We start from the raw sequence: 22,636 nt of genomic DNA on the forward strand, positions 1-22,636 counted from the left end.
CTCGGTAGCTCAGTCGGTAGAGCAGAGGACTGAAAATCCTCGTGTCGGCGGTTCGATTCCGTCCCGAGCCACCATTTATCTTAATCATATACGCCGGCTTAGCTCAATTGGTAGAGCAACTGACTTGTAATCAGTAGGTTGGGGGTTCAAGTCCTCTAGCCGGCACCATGTAAGTTTCGGAGGGGTAGCGAAGTGGCTAAACGCGGCGGACTGTAAATCCGCTCCTTCGGGTTCGGCAGTTCGAATCTGCCCCCCTCCACCATTTACATAGGGGCATAGTTTAAAGGTAGAACTGAGGTCTCCAAAACCTCCAGTGTGGGTTCGATTCCTACTGCCCCTGCCAAATATATTTACACAGCATGGCGGCTGTGGCGAAGTGGTTAACGCACCGGATTGTGGCTCCGGCACTCGTGGGTTCGATTCCCATCAGTCGCCCCATTTTTATTTTAAAAATTATAAATAATCTAATGGATACTTACATATAATTAAGTAAGAATTCGATGGGCTATAGCCAAGCGGTAAGGCAACGGACTTTGACTCCGTCATGCGCTGGTTCGAATCCAGCTAGCCCAGCCATTTTTGCGGAAGTAGTTCAGTGGTAGAATACAACCTTGCCAAGGTTGGGGTCGCGGGTTCGAATCCCGTCTTCCGCTCCAGTAAAATTTTATATGGCGGCATAGCCAAGTGGTAAGGCAGAGGTCTGCAAAACCTTTATCACCGGTTCAAATCCGGTTGCCGCCTTTTCTTTTGTGCCGATGTGGCGGAATTGGCAGACGCGCACGACTCAAAATCGTGTTCCTTCGGGAGTGTCGGTTCGACCCCGACCATCGGTATCGTTAAATGGTTATCGTGAATTACAGAAGAATTAAGTAATAGCAACGTTTAAAACGTCTTTCTACAGTTTTGTAGGAAGGCGTTTTTTTGTGTTTTCAGGGGTAATTTTGCTTGAAAAATCCACTTTTAAAATCGTATTCATTGGTCGTGTTCACAGGTAAAGAAAGGTGGTTAACTTTTGGCTAGAAGAAAAAACACTTTAGATGAAAGTGAATTAGCTGTTATTAAAAAGCAAAGTAAATCCTATGTTGAAACGTTTAATGAAGCTATCACCTTGTTTGTAAAGGATTGTGAGTTAAGAAATCTTCGACCATTTACCATTAAGTATTATTTAAATGAGTTACAGGCGTTTCTTAATTTATTAACAGAACAAGAAATAGACGTTTCTATTTTAAAACCTTATAACATGACTGAAGAACATGTAAAAGAAAACGTGATACTTTACATGAAAAATTATAGAGGAATTAAAGTAGTTTCTATTAATACTCGTTTACGTGCATTACGTGCTTTTTATAACTTCTTATACAAGCAGAAGCACATTCCTAGAAATCCAATGGAAAACATTAAGTTGTTGAAAGACAGGAAACGTATTATTCCTACTTTTTCAAAAGAACAGCTTAATAAGCTATTCCATCAGCCTAATTTAAGGACATTTACGGGCGTTAGGGATTACACAATTATGATGCTAATGCTTGAAACAGGTATACGTATAAATGAACTAGTGGGGCTGTCTGTAAAGGATATTCGATGGGAGGATAGTTTGCTTGTAATTCGTAACGCTAAAAGCTATCGAGAACGGCAAGTACCTATACAAAAAGATATGAAAAGCCAACTGAAAAAGTATATCGCTATTCGTGGGTATGTTGAAAGTAATGCTTTATTTGTCACTGTTGATGGGACACGCCTTACCAGAAGAGGAATACAGCAACGAATATCTATATACGGCAACATGGCACAAATAAAAGATGTGCGTTGTAGTCCTCACACGTTTAGACACACATTTGCCAAACTAAGTGTACAGCAAGGTGCGAATATATTTGAGTTACAAGCCATACTGGGACACACCAATATGGAGATTGTTAAAACATATGTAAATTTATTTGGTAATGACGTAAGAGAACGGCATAAAGAATTTTCCCCGTTAAAGGTACTTAATAAACGATATTTATAAAAATTTTAGACAAAGAAAAAAGCCACGTGTTACAGCACGTGACCTAAGGTTTAAAAATCGACTCAAAACTAAATAACGGACAATTTCGTATATTCAATAGCAGTTAAATAGCGGAAAAATTGCATATCAACAACAATTAAATAACGGACATTCCGTGTACTCGTCACCTCCATTATAAAGCAAAAAAATTATAATGCAAGAGGTTTAGTTTCCTATTGTCTTTTTTAGGTAATTATAAGTATGGGTGTGCGGTAATTCCGAACGTGGAATTGCCTGTAAACCACGCTAAAAACTGATAAACTGTAATTATGGACACGTATAACGTAGGGATAATTAAGGTGTGGCTTGCTATCGGTCGTGCGGAAAGTACTTAGTATGCTTTTACAAGGATAGCACCTTTCACTGGATTCCTATTCATTCGGTGAGAGTAGGTGAGAACTTACCTAGAGACTATTCTCTGAAAGGTTCGGTGGGTTATCGTTAGCATTACGGTGCTAGGGAATACATTCAGCTTGTCATTGTGGGACGATATGCAAGGGACAAGCCATTGTTAAAGGGTGTATGTAGTGAAAACTACTAAGTGAATAGGGCTACGCATACGGACACTGCATAACGCAAGCCATGTATAGTACTTATCCTTTCTAGCTTTCTTAGTTATTTTAACTTTGAAATCTAGGGGATAACTATGCTATCAGCCGTTTCTACAACCTCCGCTTCACCATGTCAAAGGGCGTTCAAAACCGTCAAGAGATTTAAAACATTTTCCACCACTAACGATGGGTAGAGGAAAATCTAAGCAACTACCACTAGCTAAGATAGAGAGAAATGGGGCTTAAACGATATATAAAGTAAGAACTATATAGGGGAAAAAGAGAAAAAGCGTTTAGCCAATAAGACCAAACGCAAACGGTAGTAAAGAGAAGGGGATACTTTCCCCTGTAACTTCAAAAAACATTATATCAGAAAAAAACGGTATAATAAATAAAAAAGGACGCTTAGTTTTAAAGGACTAAACGCCAAAATGAATAGATAAGTAAAATAAGTACACAGAAGGGAAATGATTCCCTAATTTAGTATTAGTATATCATAGGATTAGGTTATAAAGAATGTTAGATTGGAAATGAGGGGTAATAAATTTGATAAAGATTGAGATTCCTGAAAGTTCTTTGAGTATTCCTGTATCAGACATTCATAAAGTTAGTTCAGATTCAGGATTTTATTTTATGAGAGATTCAAGTGGAGGAATTGTTTATATTGGAGAGTCTTTGAATTTAAGGAAGAGACTGACTAAACATATGACTGGTAAAAGTAGTACTACAAGAAGATTTCATCATGTGTTTCATTCGGTTGATGTTTTTTATTGTGATAGGAAAGACCGAAAAATTTATGAAATGTATGCTATTAACTTATATAATCCAATCGGGAATGTTGAAGGGAATGAGTCAGTAAGCAAAGTAGAATTGAAAAAGAGGCGTGAGGATTGGATAAGAAGTTTATAAAATAAAAGTTGGGATTCTAACAAAAAAATATATGGAAATACTTGTTTGATTAGGAATAATTTGAGATAATATAGAAGGTTCATTCAACCATTAACCGTTTAGAATTATAAAGGGATTTTAATTTATATCGAAAACGCTGTATAAATAGGTGGTGGTTGTATATGTTTAAATTCTTCTACAAGAAGGATTCAGATACAACAGAAATGTATTTTCATGTTAATTTTGATGTTATCATTTCTGGTGTGGCAATTGAATTTATCAGACAACTGTTAATGAACATATAGCAACTTGAAAAGGGAATGTGGAGATAATCTGCATTCTCTTTTTATTTTTAAAGTAATTTAAAGAAGATTAGTAGTGCAACTATACGTAAAACAAAAGTTAATCGCCTAGAAATGTGAATCTCGGTGAGTTATTTTATGGAAAAAGCAACCTGACAACAAGAAGCAATGAACCCTTGCTGTATCTAGTATGAAGTGAAAAATAATTCTAAAATATACCTGTAAATGGATTATGTTTCACACACATTAATATAGGGGAACTTTTAAGACCGTATACTTCATTGTGTGTGGTTTTTTGTTTGGGTATCTTTACCCATGTTTTCCTCCTAAATTCATTCTCCTTTAAGTTGTGCTTTTGGTAAGTAGCCCCTATGTCACTTGATGTAGGGGTTATTTTTATAGCAATAGAAGGAGGAAATAAACTAATATAACTACCTAAAAAGGGGGATTTAATAATGATTGGAAATGAATATAAAAACTTACCTTATAAACCTGAAATTAAACCGCAAATGCTTAAGTACATTAGGCTTTCACGAAATTTAACACAAGCAGCCGTTGCTGAAAAGCTGGGGGTAAGTCAAAGAATGATTAGCGAATACGAAAGCGGAAACGTTGAGGATTTTAGTCCGAATGTTTATGCCCGTGTGGAGGAATTAAAACGCCGCTTTCGTATCGACCGTGTGGAAATTGATTCTTATAGAAAACTGATGGAAATTAAGGCTAGACGTGGTTATAAAGTATGACAAAGAAAGTAGAAAAACTATGTGCTGCTATTTTAACTAAGGGATATAACGCTAAAGAATTGGACAGTAAAGCAAATGCCCTGTTAGATAAGCTATTTCATTTACGTGAAGTCGAGAAGGAAACAGCCATTAGCATAAAAGAAACGAAAGTAGCTATACAAGCTGTAATGCTTGCTAAGAAACGGCAGGCACAATCGAAAGGAGAAAATAATAATGTTATTTAAAATTAATCGTGAAGAATTAGATAAAGTAATTGCAGGTTACAAGCCGCACCGCTATACAAAGAAAGCTATTCAAGCATTTCAAAAAGATATGGAAGACATTCAAAAGTATGCTGAAAGTATTGAAGAAAGAAAAGCTGAAAAACAAGCTGAATTAGTGAAAGTACTTGCTGATATGGAAGCGACATATGAAATTGGCGAACGCATTTATCTTCAAAATGAACAAGACCACTTAGTAAAAGAACTTCAAGCACTAGACGTGTATTTAGAAGAAACTAAGGAACGTACAACACAGGTAAGATTAAAGTATGCCCCAGCAGTTGCACAAGCTATTGATAAAGACCGTAATGAATTACACGCCGCTTTTAATGAAGAAATGAATAAAGCTACACGGGTGGCATTGTCTGACGTAATGGACTGTGTTGCAGATGTTAGTAAAATGCTTGAATCAGAACAAAAAGAATTTGAACATGACGTATACGATTGTTTAGCTGGTGATAGTGTGGTAATTGATGAATACCGCCTTCATAATAAGATAATTAGTACGTCAACACCGTTAGAGGTAGGTAACCTACAGATTTCACCTACTCACTTTATTCAAGCTAAGGAAGGTAATAACGCCGTTAAAAATAACAGTTTTATTGTACGTAACTACTGTAAAGAAGGGAGTAATGTGTAATGCAATACAGCAAAGAAATATTAGATAAAATAAAACAAGGTGATGCTAGTATTTTAAAAGGACTGCCACCATTTGCCCTACTTTCATTAGGACTACAGTTACAGGAAGAAGTAAAAGACAAAGTAAAAGGTAAAACAAATTAAATAACATGAAATAGTAAAGGCAGCCATTTGCGGTTTGCCTTCTTTTTTTTTATTAATCACATACATATGTGTCCTTAAATTTATGATTAACGGTACTACCTTATATGTAACAACATTAAGGAGGGCTATTAATGCGAAACCTAATAACTTTAAAACAACGTTTTGGATTGAATGACAAACACATTACCTTGCTTATTCAAATTCTGCACAAGGAACAGACAGAAGGGCGTTTTTATTCATTTGAAGACTTGAAATCTTTCTCAAAGCAGGTGAATTTTATTCCTGTATTTACTGAAAAAGCAATGCTAGAAAAGTTAATTGAAGTAGCAGAAGAACTATGTGATTTAGGATTAATGCAACTGTATGAACCATATATGAACGTTTGCTATCTCGTACTACATGACATTTTTTACAACTAAGGGGGAATTTTAAAATGACAAATTTAAGTGAAGTTTTTCAAGCAGCTACTAAAAATTCGCGTTTGCGTGAGTTAGCAAATTTAGAGGCATTGGAGAGAGAACAGCGTGAACATGATAAAAAAAGTTTCAAATCTGAAGGTGATAGCTTTACCAATACTAATATGAAAGAAATCACGAAGTTAATTGAGGGTATGAACGATACAACATTAGGCTACCTACTCATAATTCAATCGTATTTACGATATGACGGCACTTTAGGGACAACTAAAACACCATTTACTAAGGTGAAAGACTTTGAAGGGATTTTGAACTTAAAGACACGTAAAACAAAAGATGTTATCAGTAAATTAACTGAAAAGGGCGTACTATACCTAAATGAAGACAAAGTTTACTGCATGAATCCTATTTATCATTTTAGAGGAAAAGTGCCACGTAGTCAGGTCAAGAATAATATTAAGCTAATTATAAATAGCATACGTGCATTACGTGACGCACAAGTTAAAGCAAAAGACCTTTCAGCGGTCTATTTTTTATTGCCTTATGTAACATATGGGCACAATATTTTAGCAAGTAATCCAAATGAAAGACAGTTAGAAAAGATTGATACGCTTAACTTGAAACAAATATCTACAATTATTGGTGTAGCTGATACCAACAAAGTATTACAAAAAATCAGACGAGTTACCTTTGAACATGAGAGATACGGGACACTATACGCATTCGCACAAGTTAGAAAAGGTGACAAAGAATATCACTTTAAGGCTAATCCGTTATTAATGCGAAGAGTAAGCGAAAGGGAATATAACTTACAAGTACCTGAAGTGCTGATAGCTGATTTTATTGTGAAGAGTAAGAAATGATACTATGCGTTTCGTGCACCTTTTTAATGAAATACTATGCCTTTTGTGCACCATATTAAATAGGGGTTAAACCCTACTGCCACAAGGGATTAGGGTGATTTTTGTTAGTGTGATTATCTCTTAATCTTTTACATTCATTTTAATTCACTATCATTAACCGTAATAAAAACAAAAAAACATATCGCATAACAGCCCGTGTTCCTGACGTCACACTTAAAGCTATTATAGCGGCACTATTCATAGTATTGATAGAAACTATTAACGAAGAATACTAACAAGAAGTGGACAAGGTGTAGGTGAAGCCGTAACCGCAGTCACGCCCGTTAGGGCGGTAAGTAACACCATAAATCTAATTAAACATAACAGGAGGTATCATAATTAATACAATGTATACAGAAATTGAAAAAGAAATTAGTAGTTATGAAGTAGATAGCTTTAAAACGTTATCTATTGAGGAATACCAGCAGTTACTTAACGGGAAGTATGAAGATTTTATTGCAGTCAAAGAACGTCCTATAAATGTAATGGTAGTGGTAAAACATGAATGTAGTATTTGTGGCAAAGTATTTTACAATAGGGCAGCAAACATGTTAGGAGGTAATGAAGAGTTACAGCACCATTGTTTTCTTAACTTAACGGGACTAGATAGTGAAAGTGATAAAGTACGCCAAAGAAGATTGGCAGAAATAGAGAAGATAAAAATTAAATTACGTAAAGAAATGTCCCCTACTGGTTAATACTAGTGGGGGTTTTTATTTGTATTAATGTAAGGTAACTCACTTGACAATAATTTACTGTTTAGTAACTGAAATAGGCGAAATAACAATGCTTGCCTGTGTGATAAATTGTGAATGTGTAAAATCTTTTTTTATAGTAATGATAGTCATTCAGCCCATGCTACACATGAGTTTGTGGGCATTTTTTGTACCGTTTGGTTTAGCTGAAAATCACAGCTATTATCCCTTGTAGTTCCTGAAGGGAATTTAAAGCCCAGTTATGAAATAGAACTAGGAACTTCCTTTTTGTTCTCTGTATTCTTTTAGTCGTCTTTTAAATGTGGCTACACTACACCCAACAAATTCAGCCCCTTCAGGCTGTGACATCTTCCCTTCTTCCACTTGTTCAATAGCATGTAATAAAGAACCTTCAATCACATATTTCTTAGACTTCCTACCAAACTTAACACCTTTTTCTTTAGCGTCTTTTATACCTTCTTGTGTTCTTTCGAGAATCATAGAACGTTCAAACTCGGCAAATGAACCTAATACCTGAAACAATAGTTTTGTTATAGGGTTGTCCATTGATTCCGCTGTAAAAAGCCCCATATTGATTATATGTACCGCTACACCTCTATTAGTTAAATCAAGTACGAATGCTTCTAGCTGTGATAATGAACGTGCTATACGGTCAGCTTTAGTTACTACAAGTGTGTCACCAGCTTTTATTGTTTCTAATAGCTTGTTTAATTCTTTTCTATCAGCTTTAGCACCACTTATCTTTTCTTTATATATCTGAGTAGCACCTTTTTCTTTTAATGTTTTAATTTGAATGTCCAGTTCCTGCTTATTTGTACTTACACGTGCGTAACCATAAATCATTATGTATTTCCCCTTTTTATCAATTTTTATTTGATACGACTTTTTGATACTTTACAAACCCTATAATACAGGGGTTTCTTATCAGTGTCAATAAGTGTAGATATTTTGATGCTATTTATTTAGCCTGTCTTGTAACAAGCGTCCCTTTTTAATGTCCTCATTCGCCCCGTACAGCGTTGTTAAAATACAACTACTTTTCAATACTACTCTACGTCATAAAGCCCGTTATACAGTCGTTTGTGAGGTTTCCTGTATGCCCCGTGTATAGTAGGTATATGTACAGGTGTACCACGTCCACTGCACCACAGTACCACACCTACCTAGTGCGAGGACGCAGCAAAGACAACGGGCACGGTAGCATGGCACACAGTAAGGTAGGGGCGAAGCACACACAGCACCACACAGTACATAGTGCAGTACATAGTGCAGTGCATAGGTATAGCACACAGGCACGTAGTAAGCAGACACGCATAGCACAGGCAACGTACAACACGTAATAAGTAAACAGTAAATGTGAAGTAACACTAAAGCCGCTGTATGAAGGTGTTAAGTACGTTAGAATGAATGTTAGATAATTAATGTATTCTTTTATTTTGGAGGAAGGGGTATACAGGGGGAAGGGGCATGGTAGTAGGCTGGGTCTAATGCGTTATACATTCCTACACCACTTTTATAACTTTGAGTTACATTTACTTCCAATAGGGTAAGGGTGGTTCAATTTTAACTAACTTTAACTTACCTGTACTTGCTTTAAAAAATTACACAATATTTTTCTAACCCTTGGACTGGTAAGCATTTTATATATTGGATATACTGAAAGTAACTACTTCTTTAAGCGGGGTCATTTCTTACCTCCTACCGCTAAATATAAAAAGTGCTAGCGGTATAGTAGATGGAAAGGTGTGCAGTAAAGGTCGAATTGCTGTATGCCTCTTTTTTATGCCAATAGATACACAAAATTTAAAAAACATTTATTATTAATGTTACATGTTATACTAAAGATGACACTCATTAATACCTTTTATGTTTATTTATAACGTTAGCACACTGGTATGTGGAAGATACTGGTGTGTCTTTTTTTATACTATTTTATAGGTAATATACCCATGTCCTAGCTGTTTTTTACAGCGTCCTAATGCCATTCCCAGTGTCCTTGTACTGTCTTCCTTTACATAAATGTGTAAACTAAATACTGCGTTGTAACAATATTAAGCAAGACTTTACCAGCTTCCCTACTTTATTTAACATCTTTCAGCGAGGGCTGACAGGAAACCACATGCTTCTACATGGTATTTACAGAAGAGAGGGTAAGGGTGGGGAAATTATAGGGAAAATACAAATATAAAAATTCCTTTTTAAAAACTACACAAAACTTTTCAAAATTTTTGTAACAATTAATACCATTACTTATAAGTATGATGAAGGTGCCAACATTATAGTAATTTATTTGACGTGTTTTCCTATGGGGACACGCTTTTTTTTATTTTGTATTTATCGAAAATAACGAGGTAGTAACGGACAGTAAAAAAGTAGCTGAAGTTTTTGGGAAACAGCACCAGCATGTAACACAAGCAATTGAGAAATTAGGTACTGAATTTAATAGCAGCGAATTTTCGCTACTATTCCAAGAAACCACTTATAAACCTGAAGGGGCAAAGCGTAGCTATAAAAAATACAACATGACTAAAGACGGATTTACTTTATTAGTTATGGGCTTCACTGGTAAAAAGGCACTTCAGTTTAAAATGATGTACATTAACGAGTTTAACCGTATGGAAGAAGAATTGAAGAAGGCAAGTGGAATTAGAATTTTACATAATGAAAATAAAAGTAGTCCGCTAGAAAATATTGTATAATATGTTTGTAACTATAATGAAAAGGTGGGGGATATAGTATGACTACTAAGGATTATATGGTTAACAAACAAGGGGCAAAAATTTATCGTGATGCTAACAAACATGAAGTTTTATCAATACCTAAAATTAAGAATGATAGGGAACAAGGGGCTATTTATGAAGTACTGTCAGTAGGTATGTTAGGAATGGACACACCTATTGTCACGGTAAAAGAGAAAGGACAAGCGGTAGCATATAGACTTCCTCAACAATATGTAGAGTGGGCTACTAGTTCACTTATGATGGCAAAAGAATTAAATGTTTCAATGTTTCCTGAAAAAGTTGAGTTTGGTTGCATTGAAACAGAAAACTATTATTATGCAGAAATACTTTAAGTAGAATAACGATATGGTAAGAAGTTTGACTATGGAAGAAATGTTTTACATAGGTATAGTTAACCTCTTAGAAAATGAAGAATTAATGTATAGGGCAGATAATGAACATGAAATACAGCTATTTAAGGGTGCTGCTATTGGTATAAGAATGTTCTTATGTAGCCTAGGGTACAAAGAAGATGATATTCAATATGGGATAGAAGCTGTGCAAAAAGGTGAAGTATCATTAGATTTTATGAAAAGAGTCAAAGATTTAACTGCAAAAGGTTTACACTAAGAAACGGAAGGCGGCTGTTAATTACAGTTGCTTTTTTTAATTTATTGAAAATGAAATCATTGTTTCTTTAAATAGATGTAATATACTTTAATTGTCTTTATTTTACCTTAATTCACTTTCATTGTTGCATAAGTAAAATACGTAATTCACTTTATTTGTATTTAATTTTAAAGCTTACACTGTATTATACTTTATTCTTGAAGTGCAGTTATGTAGGTGAAATAAAGTGATGTAAAGAAATTTAAAGTAGTTTAAATTTATATAAGGTTAAATAAAGAAATAAATAAGCGAAGTATAGAATTATGAAATAACAAAAAAGCCATACAAGTAGTATGACTTTCTTTATGAAACAATTAAGCTTTTGGTGCAGGTGTATCGCCTTTATTGTAAGCAGGTGCACCGCCATGATTACCGTGTGCTTCTAATTTACTTATACCACCAGTATTCCCATCACTATAAGCTAAATCAGGTCTTTGGGGTGACCATGTATCGCCTATATTTAATGCTGTTAGTTTTTGTTTCGTTTTTGCTATTTCATTCGTATGTCCTAATCCTAAAGACGTAATTCCTAATACAGCTAACCCTGCTATTGTTAATCCAAGCTTTTTCATTACTTTAACGCCCCTTTTTCTTCATATTTTCTCCTTGCTTCATTACTCATATAAAAATACTTACTAGCTTGTACATGATTTTCTTCTTGGTAGAATGCGTTTGCTAGAATCTCAGTGTATTCTTGCACGCAGTCCCATAGTTTTTCTTTTTTAAAGTAAGAAATCCCTTCTAAAATTACTTTTTCTAAAGATAATGCGGAAGTTTTATTATTTAGTTCTTTTAGAATCATAAAATGGGGTAGAAGTTCTTTGTTTTCAAGTTCATTACAAATACGTAGACCGTTTTCAATCAATTCTTCGGCAAGAGTATGTTCGCCTAATTTATAATACTCACGTGCTTCTACAAAAATAGCTTTGAAATGTTTAGGGTTCTTTTTCGTCACTTCGGATACATGTCGAATTGCTAAACTTGAAAGATTTTGATTCGCGTATAACCAAGCTAAGTTGTGTCGTACTCTAAGGACTAGAGATTCTTCATTGTGTTTTTGTAGAATATCTAACGCAGAATTTAGATTGATTTCCGCTTGTTCAAATTGTTTTAAATCTATGCAAGATAGCCCATAAACATTGTCACAGGAAGCTACATTAACTTCATATCCCATATGTTTAGAAAAAATATCCTTTGCCTTCGTTACATATTGAATTGCAACTAAAGGTTGGTATGTTTGATAGTGGAATGAAGCAATGCGATAATTAAATTCAGCTTCCTCTAATTCATTCAGTGCATACATTAAAAGTTTTTCCGCTTGTTCAAATTCTTCTCTCGCTTTAGTGTAATTTGAAACCATCGCTTCATGAATGCCTTTAAAGAAGTGATAATAATAAGATAAAAAGCCGCTATCAGGTACATCAAAGGAGTTAATTTCATTAAAGCTATCTTTTGTAATGTTAAGTCCATCGGTTAGCACTTTATATCTAAAGTCTAATAATGAATAGTATAATAATAAATTTTTATCTTCTTTTATAGTGGAAAGTTTATCTTCAACTTCTTGTTTTAAGTTTGTTGCTTGTACATTTTGATGTTGTAGTATAGCTTGATACCAGTCATTAAATAACTTTGAAATCTGTTCATTCCCCTTCACTGGAACACCCATGTAATCCCTTCCTTTTCTGAATAGTCTTACATTAAATAATAGCAAGAATAGAATATAATGGAAATTGAATTTCGATATTTCTCAACATTTGTTTGACAATTTTATTTTAAAGGTAAAAGTTCATTAATTCATCGTGTTTAGTAAATTCAAATATTTAGGACAATGGGGTAATTTAACATGGTATAATTTTCTTGTGGAATATTAAGGGGAGGTGGGGCTATATGGTTCAAATAAAGGTAACACCTGAACGGTTGGAACAATCAGCAAAGGTAGTCCTAAATGCTAAAAATAGATTACAAGATATACATAAAGACTTATATAATCAAACGGAATATATCGCTTCAATGTGGAGTGGGGCAACAAGTCAAAGGTTTTATCAGATGTTTAATGAAACAAAACCTCAAATGTTTAATGTATTTCGGGAATTTGATAAAATTGTAGAAGAATTAATGCATGCTGCTGAAAAATTCCGTAATGCTGATGAACTTTATGGGGGGAATTTAGTTGATGGAAATTTATCAGATGAAAAGGTAGAAGAAGGGGCAATGTGTGGTAAACCTCCTGAAAAATCTATGCTTAGAAAAGTTTGGGACGGTATATACGTTGGTTCTGGGCAAGTTATTGGGGAGATTGTAGAAGGATTTGATTCACTAGACGATACAGTAACAAAAGAAAATATTAAGTATGCTATAGGTCACCCCATAGAAACGGTCTCTACCGCTTGGAATACTGTTTCGGATTCATTTATGAATGATTTTTGGCATGGTGATGCGGAAAGTCGTACAAAATGGGGAACGAGTATTTTTATGGGGCTTGGATTAGGATGGCTTGGGGATAAAGGAATAAGTAAAGTTTCAACAGTGGCAAGAGGTGCGAAGTTTGCAAAAGTAACTGAAATTACTGCACCACGTTTACAACCTGCTTTTGCAGGTGGTCTTACTAGTGGGACTATGACTAGTATGTTACCGCCAACAGGAAACTGGGGGAATTATCTAAGTGGTTATCTTATGTTTGCTAGACCATCTTGGAGACAGTCTGAACTTGATGCCTTGAAAGATTACAAAGGATTTAGGGAACAAGTCATTTTCAAAGATGGTGAAGAATTAAAGAAAAAAACAAAAGGTTCTTCTATTCCTGATTTATATAGTGAAGGCGTTAAACATGCAGTTGAAGTAAAAAACTATGACGTATCTACACCAGCAAAGAGAACTAGATTAGCTTATGTTATAGGAAAGCAAGTAGAGGCAAGATTGAAGAATCTACCTGAAGGAACGAAACAAACAGTTCGTGTTGATATTAGGGGACAGGAAGTAAGTCCTGATGAAATTATTGAACTAGTGCAGAAAATCAAGACAAAAACAAATGATAACGTTACTATTGAAATTAAAGATTAGTATATTGGAGTGATAATATGTCAAACGTAGGATTTGGAATAGATTTTATGTTTTATGAAGTAGGGCATCCTGACTTTTTGCATAGCTTCTTTTCAACAATGTCATATCATACAGAACCTGAAGGTTGGGGAACTAAATATCCTTTACTTATGAAGAATTTGTATTTTGATAAGTTAAGTTGGGAAGACGTAGAAGAAGCGAGAAAGAATTTAAAAGAAATTCAAAGCATATTACAAAAGAAGAAACCCGAAGAAATTATTTGGGATATTGAAGATATAACCAAAAGACCGCCGTGGGAAGGAAAAGCATTACCACCACAAGTTGTTGACCTTGTTACGTATTTTGCTAGAGAAGATGGAAAGACATTTTCTGATTTATTATTTAAAGCATTTGATTTCTCAGAAACTCTAAAACATGAAATTGTAATAAGAAAAAGTCTAACTGATACAACATTTTAACTTTTGTTGTAAGTATTTTCTTAATCCGAAATATTTTTCAATCCCAACCATTGTACTTTAGGAACACGAAGAAAAAGAGATGGAAAAAGCTATTTTTCCTGTTTGTTCGTCTTTTACAGAATTACTTGATAGCTTACAGGGGTTTGAAGATGAAGAATAATCAATTATGAGTAACAAAAGTGAGACTTATGTGAATTACGCATAAGTCTTTTTGATATATAATTACATAGCTAAGGGGAAGTTTTTATTGTTTTAATGGTAATTAATATGTACTATATGAAATGTAAGACACTATTAGTATGAGTGTTAAATAACAGAACAAGAGAAGGAGATTGCGGTTGGAATTATTTAAACGCACTAACTTAGATAAAACAGAACTATTATTACTATATATTATGAAAGAACTAGAAGCTGATAAAGCACCAGTGAAACTATCATATAACCAGTTACAGGATTATTTACGGGCTAATCGTAATACAACATCAAAGGCAATAAAAGGACTGAAAGAACAGGGGCTACTATCTGTTACAGTAGGACAAGGAAAGGCTTCTAACACTTATCAACTTATATTAGGAACAAAGGTATAGTGATAATGTTAAATTATATGCTAGTAGAAAAAATATATTGAAAATCTCGTCTGCTAGAACTATACTGTAAAGTATATAGTAGTCGTGTGAACAGGCTAACTGTGACACCCTACAATTAACTGTAGAATTACTTAATATGACTGTAAATAAATGATAATAAATTATGATATAACGGAAAAAACCGACTCAAAATCGTGTTCCTTCGGGAGTGTCGGTTCGACCCCGACCATCGGTATCACGAACGGCATGAAAAAAGACTCTACACACTTGGTGTAGAGTCTTTTTTGTTTTCATCATAAAATAAGCACAAATAATTTGTTGATGAAATGGTACTTATAGTTGGAGCAAACAAAAGAATTATCCCTTTATATAATTTCATAATTTTATAGAGAATTTCTCCAACCTGGTGACATGAAGTTAAATCCGACACCACCAGTAGATATTAGTACATGATCAACGGTTAAGTTTGTAATTTCTAAAAACCTCTTTTTAAACTCTTCTTTGTTGTACTTGTACATAGTTGAGTGGCACGCCCACATGTGCGTTGAAGTACTCAACCAGTCCCCCAATTCCTTTAATTCAGGAAACGACTCAAATTGAATTGGTTCATCTAATTTCATGAATCGCACTTGATAGATAGTTGGATTTAGCTTTTCTCCTATCCCTTTAAGCCCCTGTGTTTTTTTCTCATTTGAATGTGTCATAATTCTCCCCCTCTATATTACCTTCAAATTTTTTCCTATTTTAATTATACAACAATAGAAAAGAAGTAAGGGAATATTATGGAAATTGGTATCGGTGATGTGAAAAATGCTAACAGAAATGGTAGGATTTTTTTGCTAAATTATGTTATATGATTCTAAAATTCGTGATAAATGTAGCAATTCATGTATAATATAACTTGTCGAAAGAACAAAATGATAGTGATTTATATTATGTCTGTAATATGAATCAAAAATGAACTTTTTATATTTCTTTTAAAAATGTGTTGAACACACATGATATTTCATATTAATATTTTTATGTAGATTTAAAACCGGAAAGAGAGTGGAAAGTATGGGTCGTAAATGGAATAATATTAAAGATAAAAAAGCATCAAAAGATGCAAATACTAGCCGTATATACGCGAAATTTGGACGTGAAATTTATGTAGCGGCAAAACAAGGCGAGCCAGATCCGGAATCAAACCAAGCGCTTAGAGTGGTATTAGAACGTGCGAAAACATACAATGTTCCAAGAACAATTATCGATCGTGCAGTTGAAAAAGCAAAAGGTGGTTCAGAAGAAAATTATGACGAGCTTCGTTATGAAGGGTTCGGACCAAATGGAGCTATGGTAATTGTAGATACACTTACAAACAACGTAAACCGTACTGCAGCAGATGTACGAGCTGCATTTAGCAAAAACGGTGGTAACATGGGTGTAAACGGTTCTGTAGCTTACATGTTTGATGCAACAGCTGTTATCGGTCTTGAAGGGAAAACATCAGATGAAGTTCTTGAGATTTTAATGGAAGCAGATGTGGATGCACGTGACATTCTTGAAGAAGAAGATGCTGTTATCGTGTATGCTGAACCAGATCAATTCCATGCAGTACAATCTGCTCTTAAAGATGCTGGCGTTGAAGAATTTACAGTTGCTGAATTAACAATGCTTGCACAAAACGATGTAACACTTCCTGAAGATGCACAAGCACAATTTGAAAAAATGGTTGATGCATTAGAAGATTTAGAAGATGTGCAACAAGTTTACCACAACGTAGACTTAGGAGAATAATACGATAGAAGCCCCTTTTCATTTAACGGATAGGGGCTTCTTTTTATGAATTTCATTAAGGTGATGAATGAGTAAAGGTATTTTGTTGTAGACAGGGAATATGCTTATAGGGATATGTGAAATATTCATTATTGCTAGGAGGCTTAATATGGAACATAAAACACCAAAGCATATCGTTGCTGTAGCAGGTTATTTAACAAATGAAAAAGACGAAGTGTTATTAGCTAAAGTACATTGGCGATCGGATACATGGGAGTTGCCAGGAGGACAGGTAGAAGAAGGAGAAGCGCTCGATCAAGCAATTTGTAGGGAAATAAAAGAGGAAACAGGATTAACGGTGAAGCCTATCGGTATTACAGGAGTTTACTATAATGCTTCCATGCACATTCTAGCTGTTGTTTTTAAAGTGGCATACGTGAGCGGTGAAATACAAATTCAGCCTGAAGAAATACAAGAGGCTAAATTTGTTGCTTTAAATGAAGAGAACATAGATGAGTACATAACGCGTCCTCATATGAAATCCAGAACGCTTGATGCGATGAGAGCAACACATTGTATTCCGTATGAAACGTGGGAAGTGCAGCCATATAACTTAATAGGAAGATTGTAAAGAAAAGAGTAGCCGGTTTGAGATACAATCAAATCACTACTCTTTTTTGTATACTGTTTAAGAAAAAGGTCAAAATAATAATAGTGTTAGTATTGATTTTAAGAACGTTTGTTCTTTATAATGTATGATATATTATATACATTTAGATTACTAGATACTCAAAAGTATATATATTGGTAGATGATATAATGAAAATAGAGTGCTTTAATATAGAAAGTATAATAGCCTTAAGATTTAATCTGTTATTGGTTTAGCATAATCTATATTCAATATTTCAGATGAATAGTAGATAAAAAAGGACTGTGATACAATACTTTTTTATCCCACTATTTGCCGGGCAATCAGATTGGTGCGTTCTGATTAAAGTTTCACCTTATACCTTACAATGATGTAAGGTATGTGTAAGAGAAATCGATGGGATATTTTTTTACAACAAGGTATTCTTAAAGTAAGAATTATACGCTGTGTGGAAAAGAGGTGTTTAAGATGAAAGAACGAGTATTATCTAGGGTGAACTATCATCAAAAAGTTGCATTAAATCCAATGACTAAGTTTTTGTATAAAGCCATTATTTTATTATTATTGTTAAGTTTCGCGTTATTATTCATTGGAAATGTAATGATCGAGAAAAGTGATATTAGTAAATTACATGTACCGGCTAAGTTAGAGGTGCCAGAATCATTAACACATGCATTTATTGCAACAGAAGATAAAAGGTTTTATCATCATAACGGTTTAGATTATATAGCGATTATCAGAGCGTCTGTTGAGAATATAAAAGCTGGTGGTGTTGTGCAAGGTGGTAGCACAATTACACAACAGTTATCAAAAAATGCTTTTTTAACGAATGAACGTACATTTTCTCGCAAGTGGAAAGAAATTTTTTATACCAAAAAAATTGAACGTACATTTACAAAGGATGAAATTTTAAAATTATATGTAAGTAATATTTATTACGGAGAAGGAGCATGGGGAATTGAAAAAGCAGCAAACCTATACTTTGGTAAAAAGGTGAGCCAATTAACATTGGCTGAAAGTGCAATGATGGCTGCTGTAGTAAAGGCACCTGCTTATTACTCACCGGTACAAAATTATGATAAGGCCGTAGAGAGACGAAATGTCGTTTTGAGATTGATGGAGAAAGAAGGCTATATCAATCATGATGAGTATGTGCAAGCAGTTAGTGAGAAGTTAGTCATTCGTCATGATATAAAAACAGAGCAGTCGATGTTAAATAGTGCTCGTGAAAAAGCAGTAAGCTAATGGAAGTTCCTACATAGGAGCTTCTTTTTTTTGAATAAATTGTGACAAATCGTGACACAATATCGTCACAATTATTGTGTTTTTGTAATTTATGTGAGCGTGTTCATTGCGTGACGTATATAAGTGTTGATATTATGTGTATTGTGTACAATGCTGTATACAGAATATGAAATTAAAGAGGAATGTATATGAAATCATCGAACAAACTCATGGCTCTTGGTATAGTTTTTTCCATTGCAGTATTGATTGTGATCGGAACGATTGCGTATAGCATCATAAATGACAAAAAAGATAAAGGGAATGAGATGTTTGCTTATTCCACACAACAATCTTTAGGGAAAGATGATGCTCCGGTTAAGGTAGTTGAATTTGGAGACTTCAAATGTCCTGCTTGTCGTACTTGGGATGTAACAGTATTGCCACGATTAAAAGAAGAGTATATTGATAAAGGTAAAGTGCAGTTATACTTTATTAATTTTCCGTTTATTGGGAAAGACTCTGATTTAGGTGCAGCAGCTGGTGAAGCAATTTATAAACAAGATAAAGATTCATTCTGGACTTTCTATGATGAGATTTATCAAAGTCAAAAGAAAGATACGGAAGAATGGATTACAGAAGAATTACTTCTTAACATTGTGAAAGAGAAGCTTCCGAAAGTTGATGTAGATCAATTTAAGAAAGATTTACACAGTAAAGAAATAAAAGAAAAAGTACGTAAAGATTCAGATCGTGCTCAAAAATTAAAAGTTCAAGGTGCTCCTTCAGTATATATAAACGGAAATCTTGCAAATCCTGATTTCGATAGTATGAAGAAGGCGATTGATAAAGAATTGAAAAAGTGATGAGCTACTCATCACTTTTTCGACTTTTTTCGATAAAATTCTTGCTTCCGCTTTTTTTACATGCTATACTACTTTACATAAGTTATTCTAATATCTTATATGTATTTCATATTTGCGGGTGTAGTTTAGTGGTAAAACAAGAGCCTTCCAAGCTCTGGTCGAGAGTTCGATTCTCTTCACCCGCTCCAAATTTTATTAAATGTTTTTCTATAAATTGTGATCAACGCAGTGTTTCGTTTCCGAGATAAACGAGGCATTGCGTTTTTTAATGTTTGGAAAACAGTATTTTATGCGAAAATAGAAGTAAAGAATAGTATTCCAAAAGTGAATTGCTAACCAATAGATCGTTACATAAAGGATGGATTCATCTGAGGAGGCGATTAGGAATGGATTTTGAACAATTAAAGCAAGATGTCATTGCGTATAGTAAAACGATTGGTATAGATAAAATAGGCTTTGCTAGTGCTTCACCATTTGAAGAATTAAAGCAGCGGTTAATCCAGCAGCAACAATTAAATTATCAATCTGGATTTGAAGAGCCTGATATAGAAAAGAGAACGAATCCACAGCTTTTATTACCTGGTGCAAAATCAATTATTGCGATTGCATTAGCGTATCCTTCAAAATTAAAAAATGCACCATTAAGTAAGCGTGGAGAACGCCGTGGAATTTTTTGTCGTGCTTCTTGGGGACAAGATTATCATCTAGTTTTACGAGATCGTTTGCAGAAATTAGAAGCATATTTAATCGAAAAACTTCCCGATATAGAAGTTAAGTCAATGGTTGATACGGGTGAATTAAGCGATCGAGCTGTTTCAGAGCGTGCTGGTATTGGATGGAGCGGTAAGAACTGCTCTATTATTACACCTGAATTTGGTTCGTATGTATATTTAGGAGAAATGATTACAAACGTTCCATTCCCACCAGATCAGCCGATAGAAGATCAATGCGGGAGCTGTACAAAGTGTATTGATATTTGTCCTACAGGTGCTTTAATACAAGGAGGACAGTTAGATTCGAAGAAGTGTATAGCATTTTTAACACAGACGAAAGGATTCCTACCGGAAGAGTATCGCGACAAAATAGGTAATCGTATTTATGGATGTGATACGTGTCAGACAGTTTGTCCGAAAAATAAAGGAATGGATTTTCATAATCACCCTGAGATGGAACCAGATCCTGAGTTAGTTAAGCCGTTATTAACACCACTTTTAACAATTAGCAATCGTGATTTTAAAGAGAAATATGGAATTATGTCTGGTTCATGGAGAGGTAAAAAACCGTTGCAACGAAATGCAATTTTGGCACTTGCGCATTTTAAAGAGGCATCAGCAATTCCTGATTTAATTGGTGTTATGAAAGACGATCCAAGACCAGTACTTCGCGGAACAGCAGCGTGGGCGCTTGGGAAAATTGGTGGAGACGGCGTGGGCGAAGCTATTGAAAAAGCGATGCAACGTGAGAAAGACGAAGAGGTTCTTCATGAAATGAATCGCGGACTTGAATTGTTAGCGCAGAAAAAAGAGTAGATAATATCTCCCTTTTTCATATTGTAATATGGGAGGGAGACGAAATGGTTGTAAAAATAAATATTGAAAAGCAAGTCCAACACTTTTTAGCATATATAACAGAGAAACGAACAAATGTAGATGGTATTGCTGAAGATTTATTACAAATAGCAAAGAGAAAGAAACAATTATTTCAAAAGCGTAATGTAGAGATAGTAAAAGCAACTGCGGACGTTTCTTTTATGAGGCAATTCAATAATAGCAATCATCAAGAAATTGATTATCAAATACATTTTAAATATTTAATTAAGCATAAAGAATTATTTTATATTGAAGAGGAACAATTAAAACGAAGAGTTTGTTTAAATAATAGCCGGATAATAGGTGATTATGCTATTGAAGTGCCAGAAGCAGTTGGAATGAGTGAGACATTAGAAAGGGAAGTTACAAAAGAGAAGTACGGTTCCTATCAGTACAACCGTTTAGAGGCAGTTAAATATGCAGAGCGTTGGTGGGATGATCGAAACCCTGCATATCGTAATTTCCCTGATAATTGTACGAATTTTATTTCTCAATGTCTTCATACTGGAGAAGTACCAATGAATGGATATCCTAATATTCGCAAAGGATGGTGGCAAAGGGAGAATCAGTGGAGTTGGAGCTGGGCTGTTGCACACTCTTTTTATTGGTATTTGTCAGGTGCTACATCAGGACTTCGAGCTGAAGCTGTAGAAAGGCCAGAGGACCTTATTCTTGGTGATGTCATCGCTTATGATTTCGAGGATGATGGTAGGTGGAATCATACGACGATTGTAGTAGCAAAAGACGCAGATGGTATGCCACTTGTAAATGCACATTCAGCGAATAGCCGTCGGCGTTATTGGAACTATGAAGATTCTAGTAAATATACACCACAAATGAAATATAAATTCTTTCATATTATTAATGGGTAGAGATTTTTCGCTCAAGTGGTATAATACGTAGTAGACAAAAAACAGAGGTGAATATCGCGTGGGAGTACATGTTGTTTTATATCAACCAGAAATTCCAGCAAATACAGGAAATATTGCTCGTACTTGTGCAGCAACTGGAACAGAATTGCATTTGATTAGACCGCTTGGATTTTCAACGGATGATAAAATGTTAAAGCGTGCAGGATTAGATTATTGGCAGCACGTGAAAATTACGTATTATGATTCAATTGAAGAGTTTTATGAGAAAAATAAAGACGGTGAGTTCTTCTATTTAACAAAGTATGGCGAGAAAGCTCATACAGCGTTTGATTATAGTAAACGTGAGAAGGATTACTACTTTGTATTTGGAAGAGAAACGAACGGTTTACCAGCTAATGTAATCGAAGAAAATTTCGATCATTGTTTACGTATTCCAATGACTGATAAAGTGCGTTCATTAAATTTATCAAATACAGCAGCTATTTTAATTTATGAAGCGTTCCGTCAACAAAATTATCCAGGATTAGATTTAGAAATTGTTTATTAAAAGTCGCCATATGGCGACTTTTTTTCTAAAAATAAATA

At 34.5% G+C, this 22,636-nt stretch carries 27 protein-coding genes, 9 tRNA genes and 1 pseudogene; 33 read left to right on the forward strand and 4 right to left on the reverse strand.

Features of this window, described 5'->3' with window-relative positions:
• The first annotated feature begins 92 nt into the window (after positions 1-92).
• The 18 genes from PDQ68_RS25190 to PDQ68_RS25275 all read left to right on the forward strand — a co-directional run bounded on the left by PDQ68_RS25190 (position 93) and on the right by PDQ68_RS25275 (position 7,587).
• Positions 93-168, forward strand: a tRNA-Thr gene (locus PDQ68_RS25190).
• Positions 169-178: 10 nt separating this feature from the next.
• A tRNA-Tyr gene (locus tag PDQ68_RS25195) sits at positions 179-262 on the forward strand.
• Positions 263-269: 7 nt separating this feature from the next.
• Positions 270-343, forward strand: a tRNA-Trp gene (locus PDQ68_RS25200).
• 19 nt (positions 344-362) lie between these two features.
• Positions 363-438: transfer RNA gene (locus PDQ68_RS25205), tRNA-His, on the forward strand.
• A 63-nt stretch (positions 439-501) separates the two neighbouring features.
• Positions 502-576, forward strand: a tRNA-Gln gene (locus PDQ68_RS25210).
• 5 nt (positions 577-581) lie between these two features.
• A tRNA-Gly gene (locus tag PDQ68_RS25215) sits at positions 582-656 on the forward strand.
• 14 nt (positions 657-670) lie between these two features.
• Positions 671-741: transfer RNA gene (locus PDQ68_RS25220), tRNA-Cys, on the forward strand.
• Positions 742-751: 10 nt separating this feature from the next.
• Positions 752-833: transfer RNA gene (locus PDQ68_RS25225), tRNA-Leu, on the forward strand.
• Between the two features lie 179 nt (positions 834-1,012).
• Positions 1,013-2,005, forward strand: coding sequence for a tyrosine-type recombinase/integrase (locus tag PDQ68_RS25230; RefSeq protein ID WP_000113968.1), 993 nt, complete (start codon positions 1,013-1,015; stop codon positions 2,003-2,005).
• Between the two features lie 1,136 nt (positions 2,006-3,141).
• Complete coding sequence (locus tag PDQ68_RS25235; protein ID WP_000590120.1) at positions 3,142-3,504, forward strand: GIY-YIG nuclease family protein; 363 nt, start codon at positions 3,142-3,144, stop codon at positions 3,502-3,504.
• 161 nt (positions 3,505-3,665) lie between these two features.
• Positions 3,666-3,788 (forward strand): hypothetical protein, encoded by a 123-nt coding sequence (locus tag PDQ68_RS25240; RefSeq protein WP_000472094.1) that lies wholly within the window; start codon positions 3,666-3,668, stop codon positions 3,786-3,788.
• Between the two features lie 452 nt (positions 3,789-4,240).
• A complete protein-coding gene (locus PDQ68_RS25245; protein ID WP_000579931.1) occupies positions 4,241-4,528 on the forward strand; it encodes a helix-turn-helix domain-containing protein in 288 nt (95 codons plus the stop codon).
• Positions 4,525-4,752, forward strand: a complete 228-nt coding sequence (locus PDQ68_RS25250) for a hypothetical protein (protein WP_000163290.1) — start codon at positions 4,525-4,527, stop codon at positions 4,750-4,752. Before PDQ68_RS25245 ends, PDQ68_RS25250 begins: the two co-directional genes overlap by 4 nt.
• Positions 4,742-5,428: a hypothetical protein gene (locus tag PDQ68_RS25255; RefSeq protein WP_000897666.1), complete on the forward strand. Its 687-nt coding sequence runs from the start codon at positions 4,742-4,744 to the stop codon at positions 5,426-5,428. The genes PDQ68_RS25250 and PDQ68_RS25255 overlap by 11 nt, the downstream gene beginning before the upstream one ends.
• Positions 5,428-5,571 carry a hypothetical protein gene (locus tag PDQ68_RS25260; protein WP_001200132.1) on the forward strand — a complete coding sequence of 48 codons (144 nt, stop codon included), beginning with the start codon at positions 5,428-5,430 and terminating at the stop codon, positions 5,569-5,571. Before PDQ68_RS25255 ends, PDQ68_RS25260 begins: the two co-directional genes overlap by 1 nt.
• Positions 5,572-5,702: 131 nt before the next feature.
• Positions 5,703-5,990: a hypothetical protein gene (locus tag PDQ68_RS25265; protein ID WP_001245084.1), complete on the forward strand. Its 288-nt coding sequence runs from the start codon at positions 5,703-5,705 to the stop codon at positions 5,988-5,990.
• A gap of 14 nt (positions 5,991-6,004) precedes the next feature.
• Entirely contained in the window at positions 6,005-6,850 is an 846-nt protein-coding gene (locus tag PDQ68_RS25270; protein ID WP_000183439.1) for a hypothetical protein, read from the forward strand.
• 386 nt (positions 6,851-7,236) lie between these two features.
• The gene (locus PDQ68_RS25275) at positions 7,237-7,587 is read left to right on the forward strand and encodes a hypothetical protein (protein ID WP_000287823.1); all 351 of its coding nucleotides are present in this window, start codon (positions 7,237-7,239) and stop codon (positions 7,585-7,587) included.
• Positions 7,588-7,857: 270 nt separating this feature from the next.
• Here the strand turns inward: PDQ68_RS25275 and PDQ68_RS25280 are convergent, their stop codons facing one another.
• The gene (locus tag PDQ68_RS25280; RefSeq protein ID WP_000639145.1) at positions 7,858-8,448 is read right to left on the reverse strand and encodes a recombinase family protein; all 591 of its coding nucleotides are present in this window, start codon (positions 8,446-8,448) and stop codon (positions 7,858-7,860) included.
• A gap of 1,493 nt (positions 8,449-9,941) precedes the next feature.
• Between PDQ68_RS25280 and PDQ68_RS25285 the strand changes: the two genes are divergently transcribed.
• The 3 genes from PDQ68_RS25285 to PDQ68_RS25295 are packed head-to-tail and all read left to right on the forward strand — an operon-like array spanning position 9,942 to position 10,955.
• Positions 9,942-10,304: a Rha family transcriptional regulator gene (locus PDQ68_RS25285; RefSeq protein ID WP_071727032.1), complete on the forward strand. Its 363-nt coding sequence runs from the start codon at positions 9,942-9,944 to the stop codon at positions 10,302-10,304.
• Between the two features lie 38 nt (positions 10,305-10,342).
• A complete protein-coding gene (locus tag PDQ68_RS25290) occupies positions 10,343-10,678 on the forward strand; it encodes a hypothetical protein (RefSeq protein ID WP_000208387.1) in 336 nt (111 codons plus the stop codon).
• 31 nt (positions 10,679-10,709) lie between these two features.
• Positions 10,710-10,955, forward strand: a complete 246-nt coding sequence (locus tag PDQ68_RS25295; RefSeq protein WP_000392027.1) for a hypothetical protein — start codon at positions 10,710-10,712, stop codon at positions 10,953-10,955.
• Positions 10,956-11,308: 353 nt separating this feature from the next.
• On the opposite strand, the gene PDQ68_RS25300 is transcribed toward PDQ68_RS25295, so the two are convergent.
• On the reverse strand, positions 11,309-11,566 hold the full coding sequence (locus PDQ68_RS25300) for a hypothetical protein (RefSeq protein ID WP_000733021.1): 258 nt from the start codon (positions 11,564-11,566) through the stop codon (positions 11,309-11,311).
• Complete coding sequence (locus tag PDQ68_RS25305; protein ID WP_000538826.1) at positions 11,566-12,660, reverse strand: response regulator aspartate phosphatase; 1,095 nt, start codon at positions 12,658-12,660, stop codon at positions 11,566-11,568. Before PDQ68_RS25305 ends, PDQ68_RS25300 begins: the two co-directional genes overlap by 1 nt.
• Positions 12,661-12,881: 221 nt before the next feature.
• Between PDQ68_RS25305 and PDQ68_RS25310 the strand changes: the two genes are divergently transcribed.
• From PDQ68_RS25310 to PDQ68_RS25325, 4 genes and pseudogenes are all read left to right on the forward strand, one after another.
• A complete protein-coding gene (locus PDQ68_RS25310; protein WP_000249949.1) occupies positions 12,882-14,054 on the forward strand; it encodes a WXG100 family type VII secretion target in 1,173 nt (390 codons plus the stop codon).
• Between the two features lie 17 nt (positions 14,055-14,071).
• Positions 14,072-14,512, forward strand: coding sequence for an Imm70 family immunity protein (locus tag PDQ68_RS25315; RefSeq protein ID WP_000072974.1), 441 nt, complete (start codon positions 14,072-14,074; stop codon positions 14,510-14,512).
• Positions 14,513-14,516: 4 nt separating this feature from the next.
• Positions 14,517-14,672, forward strand: a pseudogene (locus PDQ68_RS25320) (SMI1/KNR4 family protein); the annotation flags it as partial.
• Positions 14,673-14,850: 178 nt separating this feature from the next.
• Positions 14,851-15,099 (forward strand): winged helix-turn-helix domain-containing protein, encoded by a 249-nt coding sequence (locus PDQ68_RS25325; protein WP_000418658.1) that lies wholly within the window; start codon positions 14,851-14,853, stop codon positions 15,097-15,099.
• Positions 15,100-15,482: 383 nt separating this feature from the next.
• Here the strand turns inward: PDQ68_RS25325 and PDQ68_RS25330 are convergent, their stop codons facing one another.
• Positions 15,483-15,803: a DUF3884 family protein gene (locus PDQ68_RS25330; RefSeq protein WP_061183652.1), complete on the reverse strand. Its 321-nt coding sequence runs from the start codon at positions 15,801-15,803 to the stop codon at positions 15,483-15,485.
• Between the two features lie 352 nt (positions 15,804-16,155).
• Between PDQ68_RS25330 and PDQ68_RS25335 the strand changes: the two genes are divergently transcribed.
• The 8 genes from PDQ68_RS25335 (at position 16,156) to trmL (ending at position 22,598) form a co-directional block, all read left to right on the forward strand.
• A complete protein-coding gene (locus PDQ68_RS25335; protein ID WP_000532946.1) occupies positions 16,156-16,875 on the forward strand; it encodes a YebC/PmpR family DNA-binding transcriptional regulator in 720 nt (239 codons plus the stop codon).
• A gap of 148 nt (positions 16,876-17,023) precedes the next feature.
• Positions 17,024-17,485: an NUDIX hydrolase gene (locus PDQ68_RS25340; protein WP_000400448.1), complete on the forward strand. Its 462-nt coding sequence runs from the start codon at positions 17,024-17,026 to the stop codon at positions 17,483-17,485.
• 486 nt (positions 17,486-17,971) lie between these two features.
• Positions 17,972-18,748, forward strand: coding sequence for a transglycosylase domain-containing protein (locus PDQ68_RS25345; RefSeq protein ID WP_000664712.1), 777 nt, complete (start codon positions 17,972-17,974; stop codon positions 18,746-18,748).
• A gap of 188 nt (positions 18,749-18,936) precedes the next feature.
• The gene (locus PDQ68_RS25350) at positions 18,937-19,590 is read left to right on the forward strand and encodes a DsbA family protein (RefSeq protein WP_000842720.1); all 654 of its coding nucleotides are present in this window, start codon (positions 18,937-18,939) and stop codon (positions 19,588-19,590) included.
• A gap of 114 nt (positions 19,591-19,704) precedes the next feature.
• Positions 19,705-19,778, forward strand: a tRNA-Gly gene (locus PDQ68_RS25355).
• A gap of 198 nt (positions 19,779-19,976) precedes the next feature.
• Positions 19,977-21,119 carry a tRNA epoxyqueuosine(34) reductase QueG gene (gene queG / locus PDQ68_RS25360; protein ID WP_000345218.1) on the forward strand — a complete coding sequence of 381 codons (1,143 nt, stop codon included), beginning with the start codon at positions 19,977-19,979 and terminating at the stop codon, positions 21,117-21,119.
• Between the two features lie 44 nt (positions 21,120-21,163).
• Positions 21,164-22,051, forward strand: coding sequence for an amidase domain-containing protein (locus tag PDQ68_RS25365; RefSeq protein WP_061183653.1), 888 nt, complete (start codon positions 21,164-21,166; stop codon positions 22,049-22,051).
• Between the two features lie 58 nt (positions 22,052-22,109).
• Positions 22,110-22,598, forward strand: a complete 489-nt coding sequence (gene trmL, locus PDQ68_RS25370) for a tRNA (uridine(34)/cytosine(34)/5-carboxymethylaminomethyluridine(34)-2'-O)-methyltransferase TrmL (protein ID WP_000538147.1) — start codon at positions 22,110-22,112, stop codon at positions 22,596-22,598.
• The last annotated feature ends 38 nt before the right edge of the window (positions 22,599-22,636 follow it).

The sequence above is a fragment of the Bacillus cereus group sp. Bc010 genome, from assembly GCF_027716745.1.
Taxonomy (GTDB): Bacteria; Bacillota; Bacilli; order Bacillales; family Bacillaceae_G; genus Bacillus_A; species Bacillus_A pacificus.

Coding starts and splice junctions, on each gene's coding strand:
- PDQ68_RS25240 (WP_000472094.1), top strand. CDS start 3,666: ATGTTTAAATTCTTCTACAAGAAGGATTCAGATACAACAGAAATGTAT.
- PDQ68_RS25245 (WP_000579931.1), top strand. CDS start 4,241: ATGATTGGAAATGAATATAAAAACTTACCTTATAAACCTGAAATTAAA.
- PDQ68_RS25250 (WP_000163290.1), top strand. CDS start 4,525: ATGACAAAGAAAGTAGAAAAACTATGTGCTGCTATTTTAACTAAGGGA.
- PDQ68_RS25255 (WP_000897666.1), top strand. CDS start 4,742: ATGTTATTTAAAATTAATCGTGAAGAATTAGATAAAGTAATTGCAGGT.
- PDQ68_RS25260 (WP_001200132.1), top strand. CDS start 5,428: ATGCAATACAGCAAAGAAATATTAGATAAAATAAAACAAGGTGATGCT.
- PDQ68_RS25265 (WP_001245084.1), top strand. CDS start 5,703: ATGCGAAACCTAATAACTTTAAAACAACGTTTTGGATTGAATGACAAA.
- PDQ68_RS25270 (WP_000183439.1), top strand. CDS start 6,005: ATGACAAATTTAAGTGAAGTTTTTCAAGCAGCTACTAAAAATTCGCGT.
- PDQ68_RS25275 (WP_000287823.1), top strand. CDS start 7,237: ATGTATACAGAAATTGAAAAAGAAATTAGTAGTTATGAAGTAGATAGC.
- PDQ68_RS25280 (WP_000639145.1), bottom strand. CDS start 8,448: ATGATTTATGGTTACGCACGTGTAAGTACAAATAAGCAGGAACTGGAC.
- PDQ68_RS25290 (WP_000208387.1), top strand. CDS start 10,343: ATGACTACTAAGGATTATATGGTTAACAAACAAGGGGCAAAAATTTAT.
- PDQ68_RS25295 (WP_000392027.1), top strand. CDS start 10,710: ATGGAAGAAATGTTTTACATAGGTATAGTTAACCTCTTAGAAAATGAA.
- PDQ68_RS25300 (WP_000733021.1), bottom strand. CDS start 11,566: ATGAAAAAGCTTGGATTAACAATAGCAGGGTTAGCTGTATTAGGAATT.
- PDQ68_RS25305 (WP_000538826.1), bottom strand. CDS start 12,660: ATGGGTGTTCCAGTGAAGGGGAATGAACAGATTTCAAAGTTATTTAAT.
- PDQ68_RS25310 (WP_000249949.1), top strand. CDS start 12,882: ATGGTTCAAATAAAGGTAACACCTGAACGGTTGGAACAATCAGCAAAG.
- PDQ68_RS25315 (WP_000072974.1), top strand. CDS start 14,072: ATGTCAAACGTAGGATTTGGAATAGATTTTATGTTTTATGAAGTAGGG.
- PDQ68_RS25330 (WP_061183652.1), bottom strand. CDS start 15,803: ATGACACATTCAAATGAGAAAAAAACACAGGGGCTTAAAGGGATAGGA.
- PDQ68_RS25335 (WP_000532946.1), top strand. CDS start 16,156: ATGGGTCGTAAATGGAATAATATTAAAGATAAAAAAGCATCAAAAGAT.
- PDQ68_RS25340 (WP_000400448.1), top strand. CDS start 17,024: ATGGAACATAAAACACCAAAGCATATCGTTGCTGTAGCAGGTTATTTA.
- PDQ68_RS25345 (WP_000664712.1), top strand. CDS start 17,972: ATGAAAGAACGAGTATTATCTAGGGTGAACTATCATCAAAAAGTTGCA.
- PDQ68_RS25350 (WP_000842720.1), top strand. CDS start 18,937: ATGAAATCATCGAACAAACTCATGGCTCTTGGTATAGTTTTTTCCATT.
- queG (WP_000345218.1), top strand. CDS start 19,977: ATGGATTTTGAACAATTAAAGCAAGATGTCATTGCGTATAGTAAAACG.
- PDQ68_RS25365 (WP_061183653.1), top strand. CDS start 21,164: ATGGTTGTAAAAATAAATATTGAAAAGCAAGTCCAACACTTTTTAGCA.